Below are 17,374 nucleotides of genomic sequence, written 5' to 3'. Positions count from 1 at the left end.
GACGGCAGCCCTGCAGCCGTGCCGCCGCGGCACGCACTTCACTTCACCCCCAACTCCTTAGGTGAATCATGTCTGTATTGACCCCTCCCCGCAGCGCGCCTGCCCGTAGCGCCGGCCGCCCTCCCGGCGCCCGTGAGAACTTCTCCGCCTGGGCCAACCGGCACCGCAAGTGGCTGTTCGCTGCGCCAGCGATGATTTTCGTCGGTGTCCTGATCGTCTTCCCGCTGGCGTGGACGCTCTACCTGAGCCTCACCGATTCGCAGGGCTCCGTCCGGGCCGCCTCCGAGTTCGTTGGCCTGGAAAACTACCTCACGGTCCTGTCCGACGGGGAACGCTTCTGGCCGGCCGTCGGCCGCACCCTGACCTTCACCGGCGTCGCGCTGGTCTGCGAAATCGTGCTGGGCATGTGCATCGCACTGCTGCTGTGGCGCCCGTTCCGTGGCGAAAAGTGGGTCCGCGTGGCCATCCTGCTGCCGCTCGTCGCCACTCCCGTGGCCGTCGGCATGATGTGGCGGCTGATCTTCGATCCCAATATCGGCTTCGCCAACCAGTTGCTCGGCATGGTCGGCATCCCGCCCCAGCCCTGGCTCTCCGGCCAGGACACGGCGCTGGGCACCACGATCTTCATGGATGTGTGGCAGTGGACCCCCATGGTGGTGCTGATCCTGCTCGCCGGCCTGACCTCGCTGTCTGAGGAACCCGATGAAGCGGCCAGGGTGGACGGCGCCAACTCCTTCCAGCGCTTCTTTTACATCACGCTGCCGCTCATGATGCCGACCGTGATCGTCGCGATCCTGCTCCGGGGCATCGATGCGCTCAAGACCTTCGACATCCTCTACGCCACCAAGGGCAAGGGCGGTGGGTCGTTCCACGAAGTCGAAACCCTCAACGTCTACGCCTACGGCCTGAGCTTCGACTACAACCAGTACGGGCTGTCCTCAGCGGTGCTGATCCTGTTCTTCATGATCATCATCGGCTCCATGTGGCTGCTGACCATGCGCAAGAAAGCGGTAAGCAAATGACCGTCCTGACCGAATCCCAGACCGGCCGCACTGCCGCGAACAAGCCGGCCCGGCGCCGTCGGAAGCCGCTGGCAAACCGTGCCTACAAACTGTTCAGGGTCCTCGCCCTGGTGGCCGTCGTACTCTTCCTGGTCGCCCCGCTGGTCTGGATGCTGCTGGCGTCCTTCAAGACCAACGTGGACATCTACGACAGCGGCAAGTCGTTCATCTTCACCCCCACGGGCGAGAACTACGCCAATGTGCTGCAGCGCAACAACTACTTCGTCTTCATCTTCAACAGCTTCTGGGTCGCCTTCGTCTCCACGGTCCTTTCCCTGGTCCTGGGCGTCCCGGCGGCCTACGCGATGAGCCGGTTCACCATGCACCGCTCGGCCCTGGTGGTGCTGATGGCACGAGTGATCCCGGGCGTCTCCCTGCTGGTGCCCTGGTACTACGTGTTCTCCAACCTGAGAATGGTGGGCGGCTTCGAGGTACTGATCCTCAGCCACATGTTCGTGGCCCTGCCGCTGATCGTCTACATCATGATGAGCTACTTCGACTCGATGCCGCTGGAACTGGAGGAATCCGCGCAGGTGGACGGGCTCACCCCGATCGGCGCCTTCCGGCGGATCACCCTGCCGCTATCCGTCGGCGGCATCGCCACCGCAGGCATCCTGTCCTTCATCTTCTCGTGGAACAACTTCATGTTTGCCCTGGTGCTCTCCGGCTCCAAGACCAAGACCCTCCCGGTCGCAATCTTCGACTTCGTCTCCTACGCCAGCATCGACTGGGGGGGACTGATGGCCGCCGCCACGGTGGTCACCATCCCGATCATGATCATTGCGCTCTTCACACAGAAGTACATCGTCTCCGGCATGACCGCCGGTGCGACCAAGGGCTAGGCCACCGATGACACAGATCAGCAGGATTGAAACCTTCCTCGTCGCCCCGCGCTGGCTCTTCGTCCGGATCGAGACCGACAGCGGAATCGTCGGCTGGGGCGAGGCCAGCTGCGAGGGCCGCAGCGAAACGGTCCGCACCGCCGTCGGCCAGCTCTCCGAGCTGCTCATCGGCAACGATGCGCTGCGGATCGAGGACCACTGGCAGGTAATGACCAAAGGCTCCTTCTACCGCGGCGGCCCGATCCTGGCCAGCGCCGTGTCCGGGCTGGACCAGGCCCTGTGGGACATCGCCGGCAAACACTTCAACACCCCCGTGCACCAGCTCCTGGGCGGCCACGTCCGGGACCGGATCCGGATGTACGGCTGGGTGGGCGGGGACGAACCCAACGAGGTCGCCGACCAGATCAGCGCGCAGCTGGAGGTCGGGCTCACCGCCGTCAAGATGAACGCCAGCGGCCGGATGAGCCCCATCGCCTCCGTGGCGGAGCTCGACGGCGTCGTCCGCCGCGTCGCAGCCGCCCGCGAGGTCCTCGGGGACCACCGGGACGTCGCGGTCGACTTCCACGGCCGCTTCAGCCTGGCCAACGCCCGGCGGGTGGCGCCGCTGCTGGAACCCTACCGGCCCTTCTTCCTCGAAGAACCCGTGGTGCCGGAAAACACGCACCTGCTGCGTGAATTCACCTCCTCCACCACGACGCCGGTCTCCACCGGTGAGCGCCTGTACAGCCGGCAGGAATTCCTGCCCGCGCTGCAGGCCGGCATTGCCGTGGCCCAGCCGGACCTCTCGCACGCCGGCGGCATCACCGAGGTCCGCAAAATCGCCTCGCTGGCGGAAATCTACGAGGTCCAGCTCGCCCCGCACTGCCCGCTGGGACCGCTGGCCCTGGCCGCCTGCCTGCAGGTCGGCTTCGCGACGCCGAATTTCCTGATCCAGGAGCAAAGCATCGGCATCCACTACAACCAGGGCGCCGAAGTCCTGGACTACGTGGTGGACAAGTCCCCGCTGAAGTTCGTGGACGGCCACATCGAACGCCTGACTGGCCCGGGTCTTGGTATCGAAATCGACGAGGCCGTGGTCCGTGCCGCGGACAAGCGTGGCCACGCCTGGCGCGGGCCCATCTGGCGGCACCCTGACGGAGCCTTCGCAGAATGGTGAATGACATGACAGACGAGTTCAACAAAAACTTGACGCCGGAGGCCCTGCTGGCCGGAATCCGGCAGACCCGGTTGGTCGCCATTGTGCGCGGCACCGACGGCGGCGCCGCCGCGAAGGCGGCCCTCGCGGTCATGGAGGAGGGCTTCCGTTACGTCGAAATCGCGTTGACCACACCGGATGCCCTCGCGGCGATCCGGGAGGCCCGCGCGGCCGCCCCGGACGGCTGTTTCGTCGGGGCCGGGACCGTGCTGACCGCGCAGGACGTCGAGCACGTGGCTGAGGCCGGCGGCCAGTTCATCGTCACGCCGGCGCTGGCCGAGTCGATCGAGGCCGCCGCAGCCCGCGGCATCCCGGTGCTGGCCGGGGCGCTGACTCCCACCGAGGCCTACGAGGCGATGACCCGCGGCGCCACCGCGGTCAAGCTCTTTCCCGCGTCCATCGGCGGACCCGGCTACCTCAAGGCGCTGCGCGACCCGTTCCCCGGGATCCCCTTCATCGCCGTCGGCGGCGTGGGGCTCGACGAGGCGTCGGGCTACTGGCAGGCAGGGGCCGTCGCCGTCGGCCTGGGCGGACCGCTCTTCGGGGACGCCGGCTCGGGCGGCGACCTGGCTCCGGTGCGTGAGCGCGCCCGGGGGTTCGTGGCGCTCGCCACCGAATTTGATCGCCGGCTCGCCGCGGTGAGCCTGCGGTGATTGCCGATCCTGTGCTTCCCGTCCCGGGGATTCCTGAGCTCCTGACCTTCGGGGAGTCGATGGTCTCGCTGCGCTCCGCCGGGCCGTTGTCCGCCGGCGGCTCCCTGGGCATGCATGTGGCCGGTGCGGAGTCGAACGTGGCCGTCGGCGTCGCACGGCTCGGCCACCGGGTGGGCTGGGCCGGGGTCGTGGGCGCCGACCCGCATGGTGAGTTCATCCTGCGGCAGCTGCGGGGCGAGGGCATCGCGGTGCACCACCGCGAGGATGCCGGACGGAGCACCGGCGTGATGTTCCTCGAGCAGCGCACCGCTGACGTCACCCGCGCCTTCTACTACCGCGCCGGTTCCGCCGGATCCACGCTCAGCCGGGACGACGTCGACGCGGCCTTCCGGAGCGGCGCCCGGGTCCTGCACCTCACCGGAATCACCGCAGCCCTGAGCCAGGAGGCGCGGCGGGCCGTCGAGTATGCGGCGGCCCGCGCCGCCGGCGAAGGCCTGGACGTTTCCCTCGACGTCAACTACCGCAGCAAGCTCTGGTCCCGGGAGGAGGCGCGTGCCGTCCTCAGCCCGCTGGCCCGGCACGCCAGCATCCTGATCGCCTCCGACGACGAACTCTGCCTGGTCGCCTCCGGCGGCGCCGCCGGCCCCGAAGCCGGTGCCGGTCCGGCCGGCGACGCCGAAACGGCCATGGCCGCCGAACTCCTGGACCGCGGGGTACGGGAAGTCGTGGTGAAGCGCGGCGCGGCCGGCGCCGGGGTCCACACCTCCTCCGGCCGGTGGGAAACCCCCGCCGTGCCCGTGACCAGCATCGACACCGTGGGCGCCGGCGATGCCTTTACCGCCGGCTACCTCTCCTCCCTGCTCGACGGCGAGGACGTGGCCGGCCGCCTGCGGCGCGGCGCCCTCGCGGGAGCCTTCGCCGTCAGTACCGCCGGCGATTGGGAAGGCCTGCCCCGCCGGGGCGAACTCGCCCTCCTCGGGACCACGCCCAGCGGCACCACCCAACGCTAGGGCCCCGTCCGGATGCCTGCACGGCCACCGACCGCCTCGACCGAATTTCGACCAACACGGAAAGCCTGGACCATAAGTGAAAATCATTGCCGCGGAAGTCTTCGTGACCAGTCCGTCCCGTAATTTTGTGACCCTCCGGATTACCACCGAGGATGGTGTGACCGGGATCGGGGATGCGACCCTGAACGGGCGTGAGCTCGCGGTCGCCGCCTACCTCAAGGAACACGTCGCGCAGTTGCTGATCGGCAAGGATCCGCACCGGATCGAGGACACCTGGCAGTTCCTGTACCGGTCCTCGTACTGGCGGCGGGGCCCGGTGACAATGGCCGCGATTGCCGCGGTGGACATGGCGTTGTGGGACATTAAGGGCAAGATGGCCGGGATGCCGGTGTACCAGCTGTTGGGCGGGGCGTCGCGGAACGGGCTGCGCGCCTACGGGCACGCCTCGGGCGCGGACATCCCGTCGCTGTTCGACTCGGTCCGGGAACACCTGGAGCTCGGCTACAAGTCCGTCCGGATCCAGACCGCGGTGCCCGGGATCAAGGCCGTGTACGGCGTCGCCGCGCAGGCGCAGGCGTCGGGGGAGCGGTACGACTACGAGCCCGCCGGCCGGGGCGCGTTCCCGGTGGAGGAGGACTGGGACACCCGGGCGTACCTGCGGCATCTGCCTTCGGTGTTTGAGGCGGTCCGGAACGAGTTCGGCCCGGAGCTGCCGCTGCTGCATGACGGCCACCACCGGATGACCCCGATCCAGGCCGCGAAGCTGGGCAAGGCGCTGGAGCCGTATGACCTGTTCTGGCTGGAGGACTGCACCCCGGCCGAAAACCAGGAGGCGCTGCGCCTGGTCCGGCAGCACACCACCACCCCGCTGGCCATCGGGGAAATCTTCAACACCGTCTACGACTTCCAGACCATCATCAAGGAACAGCTGATCGACTACGTCCGGGCCGCCTCGACGCACTTCGGCGGCATCTCCCCGCTGAAGAAGGTGATGGATTTCGCCGCGCAGTACCAGATCAAGTCCGGTTTCCACGGCCCCACGGATATCTCCCCTGTCGGGTTCGCCGCGCAGCTGCACGTGGGCCTGGCGATCCACAACTACGGGATCCAGGAATACATGCCGCACTCCGACGCGACCAACACGGTCTTCGAGCAGTCGATGACGTTCGTGGACGGCTACCTGCACCCGGGCGACAAGCCCGGCATCGGCGTCGAGTTCAACGCCGAAGCCGCCGCCGCGTTCCCGTACCAGCAGGCCTATCTGCCCTACAACCGCCTCGTCGACGGAACGGTCCACGACTGGTGACCGTTTCTGCCTGACCGTTTTTGCCTGACCGTTCCATCCTGACCGGGCAGGGCACAAAGAAGGTCCCGGGCGGGAGTCGATGCTCCGCCGCCCGGGACCTGGCTTTTTGCGCTGAAGGCAGGTGCCTATGGCAGGCGCCTAAGTCTTTGCCCGGTTCAGTTAATGATTTCCCGGGTCATGCCGAAAGGGACCTGGTCGGACAGCGCGGCCGTGTAGTGGCCTGCCTTGTGCCGGGTGAGCAGGATGCCCTGCGTACCGGTTTCCATGGCAATCTGCTGAAGCCCGCGGACGGCGTCCTCGAGCCGTTCGTCAAGGACCTGACGGCTGTCGACCTGGATATCAATGCACTCGGTTGCTGTGGTCATCGCTCTGTCTTTCTTGGGTATTACTCGTCGGCCCCAATGATTGAAGCGACAATAACGTCATATTTATCGGCCCGTCAAATCACCGCGGTCGCCCTAAACGTTCTCGGTACGGACCAAAAATTCGGTCGGCGCGTACCGCACGCCGTTGACCTGCAGTTCCAGTAGATGCGCGCCCGCATGATGGCGCCGCGTGGTCATTTGGCGGAAGGCGTGGCGCTTCGAAAATTTCCTGGACTCGCCCGGCCCGAGGACTGACGTTCCGAGCTTGAATACCTTCTCCGCGAGGGTGTCGTTCGCCTTGGCATAGTGCACCACATAGTCGACGGCGAGCCGGGCGTCCGCCGGCCCGGTATTGGACACCTCAAAATCGAAGGCCAGCTCTCCGGGAAGCTCGACGACGGTGCGGTCCAGCCGCGGCGGAGTCACGGCGAGCGACGCCGGCGGGAACCCCAGCAGCTCCAGCGCCGCCGGGTGGGCCTTCTTTAGCAGGGTCCTCAGCCCGTGCCGGACCACCCTGGGCGTGTTCGCGTCCGGGGCGGCCAGCCAGCTGGCCGCCGTGGCCACCACCTCGTCAGGGGCGTGGCGGGCCAGATCGTTGAGGTGGTTGGCCACCGAGCGCCGGACGTCCTCGACCGGGTCCCGGTACAGGGCATTGAGGATCGGCAGGGTGGCGGCGGGCCGGTCCGTAATCTCCGGGACGCGGATCGCCCACGGCAGGTAGGCCCGGGTGCCCTCGCTGGCGAGCCGGCGGACCTGCCAGTCCGGATGGGAGGTCCAGCCCTGAATGACGGCCAGTGCCCGGTCCAGATCGGCCGCGAGGAGCCGCCGGATCGCGAATTCCGCGGTGAGCCGCGGCGTCAGCTCAGCGAGCAGCGCCAGGCAGTCCCCGAACTCGCCGCGTTTCGGGCCGGCCAAAGCAAGGGTGGCCGCTGTCTCGGTCACGGGCCAGATCATCCAGCCGGTGAAGTCCGGATCCTCCAGCGCCCGGCGGAAGATGACTGCGGCGCCGGCGTAGTCCCCCGGCAGGTCAGCCAGCAGGGCGCGGCTCAGGAAGTCGGTGCGTTCCCGCAGGCTCAGTCCGTCGAGGTGCGCGGCCGTTCCGGCGAGCCGGGGGAAGCTGCGGCCCGGCGACGCTGCGGCGATGATCCGCTCCAGCGAACGGACGACACCCGGGTTGATCAGTTCATTCATAACGCCCATTGCTTCAGGCTACCGGGGGCGCGCCGCGGGGCCGCCCTGGCGCCCGGAGCCCCAGCGGCACCGGAACCGGGATATTCTTCACGAAGGAAATGTCCATACGCGGCGTAGAGGCGGAGACGGGAATGGCAGAGGACACGAACGGGAAATCGCCCGGACGGTGGCGGGTTTTCCACGACAAGTTCGTCGTGGAGGAACGTTACATGAGCGAGCGGGACCGGAAGAACCTCTACCGGACCGCGGTCGGCCTCATAATTCTGGGCACAGTGCTGTTCGTCTCGATCCTTGCCGGTGTCCTCCAGCAGGGCGGCCTCACGGCAGGCGACGAACCGGTCCGCTCCTGGCTCCTGACCCTCCGCTCCGAACCGCTCACGACGATCATGATCATCCTCGCGATCGTTTTCGGCCCCGTTGCCCTGCCGATCATCATCCTCGTGGTGACGGTGGCCTGGGGCCTGCTGGCCAAGCACGCCTGGCGGCCGATGCTCCTGGCCGGCGCCATGGTCACCGGCGTGATCCTTGCCCAGATCATCGGGCGCACGATCGGGCGCCAGCGCCCGCCCGTGGATCTTATGCTCTTCGGCGCCGATTTCACTTTCTCCTTCCCGTCCGGCCACGTCCTGGGCGCCTGCGACTTCCTGCTGGTCAGTGCCTTCCTGGTCTTCTCCCGCCGGGACAACCGCATGGCCGCCGTCGCGGGCTTCCTGCTGGCCGGCGTCGGGATCTTCTTCGCAGCGGTCAGCCGGCTCTACCTGGGCTACCACTGGCTGACCGACGCGATGGCCTCGCTGTCCATCTCGTTCGTGATCCTCGGCGGCGTGATCGCCCTGGACACCTGGCGGACCGCCCGCATCCGCGGCGAGCAGATCACCGGAACGCTCTCCAAAGCCGACACCAGCCAGACGTAACGCCCCGCCTGCAGCCCTCTTGTCCCGCCCCGGCGGCGGTGCCACAGTGGGGCCATGGCCACCGAAGGGGATGTCCGCCGCGCCGCGCTGGCCCTGCCGGGTGTGGTTGAACGGCCCAGCTGGGGGCAACCCGCCTGGTTCGCGGCCACTCTGATGGCCCGAATCTGGGAAAAGGGCGTGCTCACGGTCAAGACCGAGGAACGCGAAGCACTCGCCGGAACAGACCCGGACACCTTTTTCTGGACCCCGCACCACGAGCGTTCACCGCAGCTCGTGCTGGTGCGGCTGGACCGGATCGGCGCCGAGGAACTGGCCGAACTCCTTGAGGAATCCCACCGCCTCGCCGGGGGCCGGAGGTCAGGCCCGGCGGGGCACGGGCACAGCCCCGTTCCTTGACCCGGAAGCCCACGAAGCGCCGCTTCCGCGGGCGGACGCGTTCAAAAAGGCCGTGGCGCACGCCAAGGAATTCCTGTTCGGGCCGGAATCCGCGGCGTACTGAGGTTTTGCGGGAGCCCTTCCGGGCCGGGGCCGGTCCGGCGCGCTGGCGCGGGTCGTGGCGCAGGGATGCGCCGCGGCCTAAAATCAGTCAACTGCCTGAAACTACATAGGGGACTCCTCTGATGAAAGCATCCGCCAAGGACTTGGCCGCCCTGCTGCCGCCGCGCTTCACCCTGGGCGTGGCGACCGCCGCCTTCCAGATCGAAGGCGCCCTCGATGAGGACGGGCGCGGTCCCTCGGGCTGGGACCACTTCGCCGCCAGGCCCGGGGCGATCGTGGGGGACCATAGCCCCGCTGTTGCGTGCGATCACTACCACCGGATGCCCGAAGACGTGGCCCTGATTAAAGAACTCGGGGTCGACTCCTACCGGTTTTCCCTGTCCTGGTCACGCATCCAGCCCGGCGGCAGCGGGCCGGTCAATCCCGCGGGCCTCGACTTCTACGACCGGCTGATCGACCTGCTGCTGGCCAACGGGATCGCACCTATGGCCACGCTGTATCACTGGGACACTCCGCTGGAGCTGGATGAGGCCGGCGGCTGGATGAACCGGGACACGGCCTACCGGCTGGGGGAGTTCGCCGCAATCGCGGCGGCCGCGTACGGAGACCGGGTGACCCGCTGGGTGACGGTCAACGAACCCGCCACGGTCAGCACCAACGGCTACATGCTGGGGATGCACGCGCCGGGCGAAGCGCTCATGCTCAAGGCCCTGCCGAGCGTCCACCACCAGCTGCTGGGCCACGGGCTGTCCATGCAGGCACTCCGGGCCGCCAACGTGCCGGGCGAAATCGGGATCACGAACGTCTACTCGCCGATGGTTCCCGCCTCGATCAACCCGCTGGACAAGCTCAGCGCCGGTCTCATGGACATGGCCCAGAACCGGCTCTACGCGGACCCCGTCCTGCTCGGCAAGTACCCGGACACCATCCGGGCCGCCACCTTCTTCTCGTCCTTCAGCCCGTCGAGTGAGGACATGGAGCTGATCTCGCAGCCGCTGGACTTCTACGGGCTCAATTACTACATGCCGACTCGCGTGGCGTCCGGCCCGGGCGAGGGCGCGGTGCCCAAGGGCATGGCCGAGGCCATGGGCGATGACCTGAGCGGCACCGCTCCCGGCTCCCCGTTCCACATCGTCTCGTTCCCGGACACCGAGACCACCGCGTACGGCTGGCCCATCAAACCGGAGTACATGACGGTCGCGCTCGCGGAAACGGCTGAGCGCTACCCGAACCTTCCACCGGTCTACATCACTGAGGGTGGGGCCAGCTTTGAAGACCTTGAAATCCGGGACCCGGAAGGCGGGCTGATCATCCCGGACGAACGCCGCGTGCGCTATCTGGCGGACCATATTGCCACCGCCATCGAAGCGACGTCACCAGGGGGCGCGGCAGAGTCGGTCGAGCTGCGCGGCTACTACGTGTGGTCACTGATGGACAACTTCGAATGGTCGGGCGGCTACAAGCAGCAATTCGGGCTGCTGCACGTGGATCGCGAGACCCAGGAGCGCACCAAGAAGGCCTCGTTCTACTGGCTGCAGGAAGTCCTCACCGCCCGGCACCGGGGCGCCATCCCGGAGGCTCCCGACGCTGACACCGGCGCCGACGCCGGCGCCGCGCCGGTCCCGTCCGTCGCCGTCCCGGCCTCGTCCGACACGGCCAGCCCCCAGCCGGCAGGCTAGTAATAGATCACATGTAGGAGAGGGAGTTCTTCGAGGTGGGGATCCTCGGGGGCTTCTGGCCAGCACGGAACCTCGATGTCAGCGGCAGGGCAATGGTGCCCGGCCGTGCTTAAGTACCAGTCTGTGAAAGGATCCGCGGGCAGTTCCAGATTGGGATCCCGGCCGGGATCCGGGGGCAGTTCCAGATTGGGATCCCGGCCGGGGTCCGCGGGCAGGTCCAGATCGGGAACCCAGCCCGGATCCGCGGGCAGGTCCAGATCGGGAACCCAGCCCGGATCCGCGGGCAGGTCCAGATCGGGGTCCCAGCCTGGATCCGCGGGCAGGTCCGGATCGGGATCCCAGCCCGGCTTTGCGGGCGGGCCTGGGTCCGGGAGTGTGTCGGTGACCGGGATGTAGGGCGGCCAGTCGGGTGGTTCCCAGTCCTGCTGTTCGCTGGGGTAGTGCCGTCCTGTCGGTGAGGTCCAGCCCGGCGGTTTGTGTTTGCTGGCCCCGGATGGTGTCCAGGAGGAGCTGTGTTTGAGGCGGTGGTGCTTGCGGCACGGCTGTCCGAGGTTGGTGATCCCGGTGGTGCCGCCGTCGGCCCAGGCCAGGAGATGGTCGGCCTCGTTGTCCAACGAGTGGTTGTTACAGCCCGGGAACGGGCATCGGCCGTCGCGGAGCCGGAGCCAGTGGCGCATAGCCTTCGTGAGCCGGTAGCTGGTCCGGCCGATTTCCAGCGGCGCCCCGTCACGCGGGTCCGTCAGGACCCGGTAGAAGGAAACCGCACCGTCGGCGACCAGGGCCCGCGCCATCGACGGCGGGATCGGCCCGTACCCGTCCAGGGTCGCGGGTTCCTCCCCGGCGCCGAGGAGGGACAGGACCGGGACGGTGACCAGGACCTGCGCCCGCGGGACCGGCACACCCCCGCACCCGCCGTTGTCATCGGCATCGGCATTGGTGCCGGCGTCGGTGCCGGTGCCGGCGCCGCCGGTCCCGGTGCTCAGGAGCAAGGTGGCGGCGACGTCGGCGCGGAGCTGGGTCAGGGTCCGGGGCTCGTCCGGGCCCTGGAGGGCGCGGGCGGCGGCGGTGGTCCGTTCCCAGATCCCCGCGGCGGTGTCGGCCGGGAGGTAGGCGGAGAGCCAGGCCATCCCGTCACGGTCCGGGCAGTATTCGATCCGCCGGTCTGCAGCGCACTTGGTGTGGCGTTTTTCGATGCTGACCGGGTGGTGGCGTTCGCGCCATGTGCGGGCCTTGGCGCGGAACCGTCCCGGAACGAGGTCCCCGGCCGGGCAGCCGCGGGCCGGGTGGGGCGCGTCGGGGTCCAGGAAGTGCGCCTCCAGCGTGGACGCCCCGGCCGGGTCCAGGTTGCTGGTTTCGTCGACCATGATCCGGGCGTGGGCCCAGGAGATCGTCCCGGCCTGCAAAGCTCCCAGGGTCAAGGGCAGCGATGTCGTCAGGGCCTGGCTCTCGCCCAGCAGGGCACCGGCGGCGTGTTCGCTGACCGTCAGAGCGCACGCGACCTCGGCGACCAGGGCCATCTCCTGAACGGCGCGGTCGTGCGGGGACGCTGCCGGGGACGCCAGCGCCCGGGCCGCCTCCGCGTAGTCCGCGGTCAGCCAAACCTTCAGCGCCGCGCTCCGGGCGTCCATCCGGGCCAACTCCCCGAGCCCGCCCAGGCAAGCATCCGCCAGCTCCCGCAACGGGTCAGCGTCCCGCAACGGATCAGCGTCTTGCGAAGGATCAGTGTGATCCGCGCCGGAGCCGATGAAAGCAGCAAGCGCAGCAACGGACGCGGCGACAGCCTCCAGGGCCTCCAGAGCCGCCCTGTTGTCCGCACTCCATGGTGTGCTATCCACACTCATAGCCTATGGGGAGCCTCTGACAATTCCTGGTGCGGTTGCAGCGCCCGCCGTCGTCCGGTGGGCGCTTAGAGAATCTCCAGCTCCTGCAGGGTTTTCGCCATGCCTGCACCGTCGGGGGAGTAGACCCACGGAACGTTGGAGCCTGTGTGGTCCCCGGTTTCCGAGTGGCCGCCGGCCAGGACGGCTTCGCTGGCGGAGAGCTGCCGGATGCCGATGGCGGCCACCCGCTCGCCGTGCTGCTGGGCGAAGTCTGAGTAGATCGCTTCGTCGTGCTGTCCGTTGTCCCCGAAGAGCAACCAACGCATGTTCGGGAACTCCTCGGCGAGCAGCTCCAGATTGCGGCGCTTGTGCTCCTGGCCGCTGCGGAACCAGCGGTCATGGGTGAGGCCCCAGTCGGTGAGCAGCAGGGCGCCGGAGGGGTACATGTTCCGGGTGATGAAGCGCGCCAGGGTGGGGGCGGCGTTCCACGGCCCGGTGGACAGGTAAATCACCGGGGCCTCCGGGTGCTCCACCTTGAGCCGGTCCATCAGCACGGCCATCCCGGGCGTCGCCATCCGGGCGCGCTCGTTGAGCACAAAGGTGTTCCAAAGCGCAAGGAAGGGACGGGGGAGAGCGGTAACCATGATTGTGTCATCGATGTCGGAAACGATCCCGAGCTTGGTGTCGGGGGCAATGACGAAAATCTTTGCGGTGGCAGGCTCGGTCCCCTCGGCGCGCAGCACCGCGGTGTGCCAGCCCGGGGTGAGCTCCACCTGCACGACGGTGTCCACGAGTCCTCCGCGGTCCGCATGCACGCGGGCAGTTACCCCGCCGATCTCGATCTCCACCTCGGAGTACTCGATCGGGACGGACGTGAACGCCCGCCAGCCGCGGATGTTCTGGTTGCCGTTCTGCGCGGCCTGCTCTGTCCGGCTGCCGGGGTGGGGCCCGCTGGTCAGTACTACCCGGCCGAGCACCCGCACCCAAGTCGTGGAACCGTAGCCTTGGTAGGCGACGGTCGTAGGGACAAAGTCCCAGCGCCGTGCGGCCTTCAGGCGGGCACGATTAACGGTGTCCGAGACCCAGTGTGCCAGGCGAAACGCCCGGTTGCCGGTGACTGGTTGCTGTCGGGGAAATTCCTGTGACGCCAATTCCATGCCTCCACTCTCCCACAAGGGCCCGTCCCGGCGCGGACTGTGTCCGGAAACGCCACGGTTCAGGCGGCGCCCAGCAGATCCCGCAGCGCCACGGCGTTACGCACAGCGTTCCCGCCGCCGTCGTTGTTGAAATATACAAAGACTTCCTTGCCGGCCGCCTGCCATTCACGGATCCGGTCCGCCCACCAGCGCAGCTCATCGTCCGAGTAGGAGCCGCCGTAAAGGTGCTCCCAGTCCGGGCCATGGAGCCGGAGGTAGACGAAAGGTGCGGTGGCACGGAGGACGCACGGGAGTCCCGCGCCGCTCATGACGCAGTACGCGGCGCCGTGCCGCTCCAGCAGCGTGTAGACCTCGGGCGCGTCCCAGCTGGTGTGGCGGAACTCCACGCTGACCCGGATCCAGTCGGGCAGCGCCGTCAGGAAGTACGCCAGCCGCGCGTCGTCCCGCGCGAAACCCGGCGGCAGCTGGACCAGCAACACGGCCCGTTTCTCACCAAGTTCGTGCCAGCAGCGGGCGATCCGCTCAATCCAGACCTCCGGGGAGTAAAGCTTTTTCCCATGCGTCAATCCGCGGGGGGGCCTTGACGGACAGCAGGAACCCGGGCGGAAGCCGCCGGCGCCAGCTGGCGAAGGACGTGTCCCGCGGCCACCGGTAGAAGCTGGCATTGAGTTCCACCGTGGTGAAACGGGCCGCGTAGTGCGCCAGCCGCTCCCGCGCCGGCAGTCCCGGCGGGTAGAGCACGTTCTCCCAGTGGTCATAGCTCCAACCGCTGGTGCCAATGTGAACTGTCCCGTGCTGGGTTGCGCCGTGGTCCATCCCGTCCCCTTTCCCGGCCTGCCGTACCCTAGACTTCCCCGGCCCACTCGCCGGCGTGCGGGGCGAAGGCCTGCACCCACCGCATCCGCTCGGCGTCCGGCAGCGGTCCGCGCGCGACGGCGGCAGCCGCGGCCTCAAGGTTCACGGCCCGGGAGGTCCCCACGATCGCGGTGCTCACCCCGGGCGTGAAGGCAGAGAACCGCAGGGCCGTTCCCTGCCAGTCGTCGGACTCAGGCTCCAACCCCAGCTTGCGAAGCCGCTGCCAGTACGTTTCGCCGTAGGCGCCGACCGGGCGTTCGCTGTGGCGCCAGGGCGCATTGGCGAGCGGACGTTTGGCCACGACGCCGAGCCCCCTCCGGGAGGCCTCCGGCAGCACCTCGCGCAGCGAGCGCTGGTCCGCCAGGTTCACCGAGGACTGGACCGCTCCGAAGACCCCGGCGCCCGCCGCCCACGCGAGCGCCTCGTTCTCGCCGCTGTAGCCGGGCACCCGGACTTTGCCGGCCTCGACACAGGAAAGCAGCGCCTCCACGGCATCCCCGCGTTCCAGCACGGTGAGGGGACACGAGTGCAGGAAGACGACGTCGATCACGTCCGTGCCCAAGGTCTGCAACGCCTCGTCCACGCCGCAAGTCACCGCGGCGGCGCTCCAGTCCGTGGCGCCCACGACGCCGTAGCCAACCTTGGTGGAAAGCACCACCTCGTCGCGGTGCGCCGGAAGCCAGCGGCCGATCCGCTCTTCGGACAGGCCGTAGCCGCGCGCCGTGTCGATGAAGTTAATGCCGAGGTCCAGGGCCCGGTCCAGAAGTGCGTGCGCCTCACCTTCCGTGACGCCGTCATAGCCGATGTGTCCGGCGCCGAATCCAAGGGCGGAGACCTGCAGGGGCGTTGTTCCGAAGTTCCGTTTCAGCATCTAAGGATCCTAGTACCGGGGGAATCCGGTGTGGCACTGTATGTCCCATGGCTCGCATTGAGGATTACGCACTGGTCGGCGATCTGCATACCGGCGCCCTGATCAGCACCGAGGGTTCGATCGACTGGCTCTGCCTGCCTCGCTTCGACTCGCCGGCCTGCTTCAACGCCTTGCTGGACACTCCCCGGGCCGGGCGCTGGCTGCTGGCGCCGGAGGGCGGCGGCGAATGCACCCGAAGGCACTACCGCAAGGGAACGCTCATTTTGGAAACCGAGTGGGAGACGCCCTCCGGAAAGGTCAAGGTCATTGACTTCATGCCGCCCCGCGACGCCGTGGCGGACATCGTGCGCATCGTCGTGGGCATCCGCGGCACGGTCAGGATGCGCGGTGAACTGGTCCTGCGTTTCGATTACGGCCACATTGTCCCGTGGGTCCGCCACGACGATCACGGGATCCACGCGATCGCCGGTCCGGATGCCGCGTACCTTGTGACCGAGGCCCCGCTCCGGGGCGAGCGACTGCGTACCATCAGCGACTTCACCGTCAAAGCGGGGGACCGGGTGCCGTTCGTGTTGACCTGGGCGCCGAGTCATCTGGACCGTCCGCGCGCCGTGGACCCCGAACGGGTCCTGGCATCGACGGAGGAATTCTGGCGGCACTGGACTGCCAAGTGCACGGTCACCGGGCCCTACCGCTCGGCCGTGCAGCGCTCGCTGATTACGTTGAAGGCGCTCACGTTCGCGCCCACCGGAGGGATCGTGGCGGCCGTGACGACCTCCTTGCCGGAGGAGCTGGGTGGCGAACGGAACTGGGACTACCGATTCTGCTGGCTCCGTGACGCCACCTTGACACTCCAGGCGCTGCTGGCGGCCGGGTACACGGAGGAGGCCGCCGCCTGGCGCGACTGGCTGCTGCGGGCAGTGGCGGGAGATCCCAAGGATCTGCAGATCATGTACGGCATCCATGGGGAGCGCCGCCTGCCCGAGGCGGAACTCCCCTGGTTGCGGGGGTACGAGGGTTCCGCCCCGGTCCGGATCGGGAACGCCGCGGCCGGCCAGCTTCAACTCGATGTCTGGGGCGAGGTGCTGGACTGCCTGTCCCTGACCCGGAATTCGTTGCTTACCAGCACCGACGAAGCCTGGGACGTGCAGCTTGCCCTGATGGACCACCTGGAGACTGCCTGGGACCGGCCCGACAACGGGCTCTGGGAGATGCGCGGACCGCGAAGGCACTTCACCCATTCCAAGGTGATGGCGTGGGTGGCGGCCGATCGGATGGTCAAGGGCGTCCGGGATTTCGGCCTGCCCGGCCCCGCGGACCGCTGGGAGGAGCTCCGGGACACGATCCGCGCCGACGTCATGGCCAAGGGGTTCGATGCCGACAGAAACACCTTCGTGCAGTCCTACGGCCGGCCCGAGCTCGATGCGAGCCTGCTGCTCATCCCGCGCGTCGGGTTCCTCGCCCCGGATGACCCGCGCGTGATCGGAACGATCGTCGCCGTCCAGCGGGAACTCACCCATGACGGCTTCCTGCGCCGCTACAAGCCGGAAGAATGCGACGACGGGGTGCCCGGAGGGGAGGGAGTGTTCCTCGCCTGTTCGTTCTGGCTGGTCGAGGCGCTCCTGGGAGCGGGCCGGCACCACGAGGCCCGGGAGCTGTTCGAGCGGCTGCTGGCGCTGCGCAACGACGTCGGGCTCCTCAGCGAGGAATGGAGCATTGAGGCCGGAAGGCAGTTGGGAAATACGCCGCAGGCGTTCAGCCATTTTGCCCTTGTGATGAGCGCCCTGGAACTGCATGAAGACGGCGTGCGCCGCAGTGACTCACCGACCCCGGGGCGCTGATTCGCCAAGCCGGGCCGGCGCGATGCCTGCGCTCCATTTGCAGGACCAGGCTTTTCGTCAAGACCTTAGATAAGTATACTTACTAACACCCCAGCGCGGGGTAGAGGATTAAAGGA

15 protein-coding genes and 1 pseudogene are annotated in these 17,374 nt (G+C 68.1%); 10 read left to right on the top strand and 6 right to left on the bottom strand.

All coding sequences use genetic code 11. The annotated features are described in order from the left end of the window. The first annotated feature begins 68 nt into the window (after positions 1 to 68). From ABIB29_RS12415 to manD, 6 genes are all read left to right on the top strand, one after another. Entirely contained in the window at positions 69 to 1,022 is a 954-nt protein-coding gene (locus ABIB29_RS12415; protein WP_354173106.1) for a carbohydrate ABC transporter permease, read from the top strand. Continuing rightward, positions 1,019 to 1,903 carry a carbohydrate ABC transporter permease gene (locus tag ABIB29_RS12410; RefSeq protein WP_354173105.1) on the top strand — a complete coding sequence of 295 codons (885 nt, stop codon included), beginning with the start codon at positions 1,019 to 1,021 and terminating at the stop codon, positions 1,901 to 1,903. The genes ABIB29_RS12415 and ABIB29_RS12410 overlap by 4 nt, the downstream gene beginning before the upstream one ends. Before the next feature lie 7 nt (positions 1,904 to 1,910). Further along, positions 1,911 to 3,059: a galactonate dehydratase gene (gene dgoD / locus ABIB29_RS12405; protein ID WP_354173104.1), complete on the top strand. Its 1,149-nt coding sequence runs from the start codon at positions 1,911 to 1,913 to the stop codon at positions 3,057 to 3,059. Between the two features lie 5 nt (positions 3,060 to 3,064). Continuing rightward, positions 3,065 to 3,751: a bifunctional 4-hydroxy-2-oxoglutarate aldolase/2-dehydro-3-deoxy-phosphogluconate aldolase gene (locus ABIB29_RS12400; protein ID WP_354173103.1), complete on the top strand. Its 687-nt coding sequence runs from the start codon at positions 3,065 to 3,067 to the stop codon at positions 3,749 to 3,751. Beyond that, positions 3,748 to 4,761 (top strand): sugar kinase, encoded by a 1,014-nt coding sequence (locus ABIB29_RS12395; protein WP_354173102.1) that lies wholly within the window; start codon positions 3,748 to 3,750, stop codon positions 4,759 to 4,761. The genes ABIB29_RS12400 and ABIB29_RS12395 overlap by 4 nt, the downstream gene beginning before the upstream one ends. A gap of 76 nt (positions 4,762 to 4,837) precedes the next feature. Beyond that, positions 4,838 to 6,067: a D-mannonate dehydratase ManD gene (manD, locus tag ABIB29_RS12390; protein WP_354173101.1), complete on the top strand. Its 1,230-nt coding sequence runs from the start codon at positions 4,838 to 4,840 to the stop codon at positions 6,065 to 6,067. A 155-nt stretch (positions 6,068 to 6,222) separates the two neighbouring features. Here the strand turns inward: manD and ABIB29_RS12385 are convergent, their stop codons facing one another. Beyond that, entirely contained in the window at positions 6,223 to 6,432 is a 210-nt protein-coding gene (locus ABIB29_RS12385; protein ID WP_354173100.1) for a hypothetical protein, read from the bottom strand. Between the two features lie 93 nt (positions 6,433 to 6,525). Further along, positions 6,526 to 7,632 (bottom strand): DNA alkylation repair protein, encoded by a 1,107-nt coding sequence (locus tag ABIB29_RS12380; protein ID WP_354173099.1) that lies wholly within the window; start codon positions 7,630 to 7,632, stop codon positions 6,526 to 6,528. 122 nt (positions 7,633 to 7,754) lie between these two features. Here ABIB29_RS12380 and ABIB29_RS12375 point away from each other — a divergent pair, with 122 nt between their 5' ends. The 3 genes from ABIB29_RS12375 (at position 7,755) to ABIB29_RS12365 (ending at position 10,714) form a co-directional block, all read left to right on the top strand. Then, on the top strand, positions 7,755 to 8,537 hold the full coding sequence (locus tag ABIB29_RS12375) for a phosphatase PAP2 family protein (protein WP_354173098.1): 783 nt from the start codon (positions 7,755 to 7,757) through the stop codon (positions 8,535 to 8,537). Between the two features lie 54 nt (positions 8,538 to 8,591). Then, the gene (locus tag ABIB29_RS12370) at positions 8,592 to 8,933 is read left to right on the top strand and encodes an MmcQ/YjbR family DNA-binding protein (RefSeq protein WP_354173097.1); all 342 of its coding nucleotides are present in this window, start codon (positions 8,592 to 8,594) and stop codon (positions 8,931 to 8,933) included. Positions 8,934 to 9,157: 224 nt separating this feature from the next. Then, a complete protein-coding gene (locus tag ABIB29_RS12365; RefSeq protein WP_354173096.1) occupies positions 9,158 to 10,714 on the top strand; it encodes a GH1 family beta-glucosidase in 1,557 nt (518 codons plus the stop codon). Here ABIB29_RS12365 and ABIB29_RS12360 read toward each other — a convergent pair. From ABIB29_RS12360 to ABIB29_RS12345, 4 genes and pseudogenes are all read right to left on the bottom strand, one after another. Next, positions 10,711 to 12,549 (bottom strand): HNH endonuclease signature motif containing protein, encoded by a 1,839-nt coding sequence (locus ABIB29_RS12360; RefSeq protein ID WP_354173095.1) that lies wholly within the window; start codon positions 12,547 to 12,549, stop codon positions 10,711 to 10,713. The genes ABIB29_RS12365 and ABIB29_RS12360 overlap by 4 nt on opposite strands. 71 nt (positions 12,550 to 12,620) lie before the next feature. Then, on the bottom strand, positions 12,621 to 13,691 hold the full coding sequence (locus tag ABIB29_RS12355) for an App1 family protein phosphatidate phosphatase (protein WP_354173094.1): 1,071 nt from the start codon (positions 13,689 to 13,691) through the stop codon (positions 12,621 to 12,623). Positions 13,692 to 13,750: 59 nt separating this feature from the next. After that, positions 13,751 to 14,507 (bottom strand): annotated as a pseudogene (locus ABIB29_RS12350) (DUF72 domain-containing protein). A gap of 28 nt (positions 14,508 to 14,535) precedes the next feature. Beyond that, positions 14,536 to 15,417 (bottom strand): aldo/keto reductase, encoded by an 882-nt coding sequence (locus ABIB29_RS12345; protein WP_354173093.1) that lies wholly within the window; start codon positions 15,415 to 15,417, stop codon positions 14,536 to 14,538. Between the two features lie 47 nt (positions 15,418 to 15,464). On the opposite strand from ABIB29_RS12345, the gene ABIB29_RS12340 reads away from it, so the two are divergent. Beyond that, the gene (locus tag ABIB29_RS12340) at positions 15,465 to 17,258 is read left to right on the top strand and encodes a glycoside hydrolase family 15 protein (protein WP_354173092.1); all 1,794 of its coding nucleotides are present in this window, start codon (positions 15,465 to 15,467) and stop codon (positions 17,256 to 17,258) included. Positions 17,259 to 17,374: the final 116 nt, after the last annotated feature.

It is taken from the genome of Arthrobacter sp. UYEF36, from assembly GCF_040547025.1.
Taxonomy (GTDB): Bacteria; Actinomycetota; Actinomycetes; order Actinomycetales; family Micrococcaceae; genus Arthrobacter.
This window is presented reverse-complemented; position numbering and strand designations above follow the sequence as displayed.

Bases quoted from the DNA above. Each gene is read 5' to 3' on its own strand.
- ABIB29_RS12415 (WP_354173106.1), top strand. From the start codon at position 69: ATGTCTGTATTGACCCCTCCCCGCAGCGCGCCTGCCCGTAGCGCCGGC.
- ABIB29_RS12365 (WP_354173096.1), top strand. From the start codon at position 9,158: ATGAAAGCATCCGCCAAGGACTTGGCCGCCCTGCTGCCGCCGCGCTTC.
- ABIB29_RS12340 (WP_354173092.1), top strand. From the start codon at position 15,465: ATGGCTCGCATTGAGGATTACGCACTGGTCGGCGATCTGCATACCGGC.
- ABIB29_RS12345 (WP_354173093.1), bottom strand. From the start codon at position 15,417: ATGCTGAAACGGAACTTCGGAACAACGCCCCTGCAGGTCTCCGCCCTT.
- ABIB29_RS12355 (WP_354173094.1), bottom strand. From the start codon at position 13,691: ATGGAATTGGCGTCACAGGAATTTCCCCGACAGCAACCAGTCACCGGC.
- ABIB29_RS12375 (WP_354173098.1), top strand. From the start codon at position 7,755: ATGGCAGAGGACACGAACGGGAAATCGCCCGGACGGTGGCGGGTTTTC.
- ABIB29_RS12370 (WP_354173097.1), top strand. From the start codon at position 8,592: ATGGCCACCGAAGGGGATGTCCGCCGCGCCGCGCTGGCCCTGCCGGGT.
- ABIB29_RS12380 (WP_354173099.1), bottom strand. From the start codon at position 7,632: ATGGGCGTTATGAATGAACTGATCAACCCGGGTGTCGTCCGTTCGCTG.
- dgoD (WP_354173104.1), top strand. From the start codon at position 1,911: ATGACACAGATCAGCAGGATTGAAACCTTCCTCGTCGCCCCGCGCTGG.
- ABIB29_RS12410 (WP_354173105.1), top strand. From the start codon at position 1,019: ATGACCGTCCTGACCGAATCCCAGACCGGCCGCACTGCCGCGAACAAG.
- ABIB29_RS12385 (WP_354173100.1), bottom strand. From the start codon at position 6,432: ATGACCACAGCAACCGAGTGCATTGATATCCAGGTCGACAGCCGTCAG.
- ABIB29_RS12400 (WP_354173103.1), top strand. From the start codon at position 3,065: ATGACAGACGAGTTCAACAAAAACTTGACGCCGGAGGCCCTGCTGGCC.